The following is a 1,012-nucleotide window of genomic DNA, read 5'->3' on the forward strand; positions in this document are numbered from 1 at the left end:
CGCCACGCGTTACGACAAAACGGCGAGAAATTACCTGGCGATGGTGAAACTGGGCTGCATCCGACTCTTTTATCAACGCTTACGTAATTAAGGGACACAACCTAGATCACTTAGAGGGAACTCAGCCCGGATTGTGCGATCTGATCAATCGCCAAATCAAAACAAATCACCAACCGGACTGATCAATGCCGATCATAGCACCAATTTCCCGTGACGAACGATGCCTGATGGAGAAAGCCATCCATAAAACACATGATAAATCTATGTTCTGCGCTTTGATAATTTTGACGATGCCGTTGAGTGGTAAGCGCCCAGAGAAGTACGTAGCGGAAGGATTATTTTACAGCTGAGAAGTTCCAGGGCAGCAGTTCATGCACTCGGTTCGACGGCCAGTCATTGAGCTTCACGATCACTTCGCGCAACCAGTCCTCCGGCTCCACTCCGTTCAGTTTGCAGGTGACCAGCAGACTGTAGATAATCGCCGCGCTTTCTCCACCGTTGTCAGAACCGAAGAAGAGATAATTTTTTCTTCCAACCGCCACCGATCGCAGCGCGTTTTCACCGATGTTGTTGTCGATTTCCACCTGGCCATTACGACAGTACACGTTCAGGCTATCTGAACCGCCCCGGGAATCCTGGAGACTAAACTTCCTGAGAAAGAGGTAAACAGGATGACTAAAAATACTCGTTTTTCCCCCGAAGTCCGTCAACGGGCAGTCCGTATGGTTCTGGAAAGTCAGGGCGAATATGACTCACAATGGGCGACAATTTGTTCCATTGCTCCAAAGATTGGCTGTACGCCGGAGACTCTGCGTGTCTGGGTTCGCCAGCATGAGCGGGATACCGGGGGCGGTGATGGAGGGCTCACCACCGCTGAACGTCAGCGTCTGAAAGAGCTGGAGCGTGAAAATCGTGAACCACGGCAGCCTGACGGCTGCAAATTGAAAACCGCCCCTGTTCGTCCTGTTGTTGCCGCACGCTCCGCAGAATATGTATGCTCTGAGGACCTGTT

At 51.3% G+C, this 1,012-nt stretch carries 1 protein-coding gene and 3 pseudogenes; 3 read left to right on the forward strand and 1 reads right to left on the reverse strand.

What is annotated here, in order from left to right; all coding sequences use genetic code 11:
- Positions 1-91: pseudogene (locus BHE85_RS16490) on the forward strand (IS5 family transposase); the annotation flags it as partial.
- A gap of 94 nt (positions 92-185) precedes the next feature.
- Positions 186-261 (forward strand): annotated as a pseudogene (locus BHE85_RS27605) (hypothetical protein); the annotation flags it as partial.
- A 74-nt stretch (positions 262-335) separates the two neighbouring features.
- Here BHE85_RS27605 and BHE85_RS16495 read toward each other — a convergent pair.
- A pseudogene (locus BHE85_RS16495) lies at positions 336-617 on the reverse strand (transposase domain-containing protein); the annotation flags it as partial.
- A 54-nt stretch (positions 618-671) separates the two neighbouring features.
- On the opposite strand from BHE85_RS16495, the gene BHE85_RS16500 reads away from it, so the two are divergent.
- Positions 672-1,012: transposase (locus tag BHE85_RS16500; RefSeq protein WP_242412325.1), on the forward strand; the 341-nt coding region annotated here is incomplete at its 3' end.

It is taken from the genome of Shigella sp. FC1567 (assembly GCF_001743015.1).
In the GTDB taxonomy this organism is placed as follows: Bacteria; Pseudomonadota; Gammaproteobacteria; order Enterobacterales; family Enterobacteriaceae; genus Escherichia; species Escherichia coli.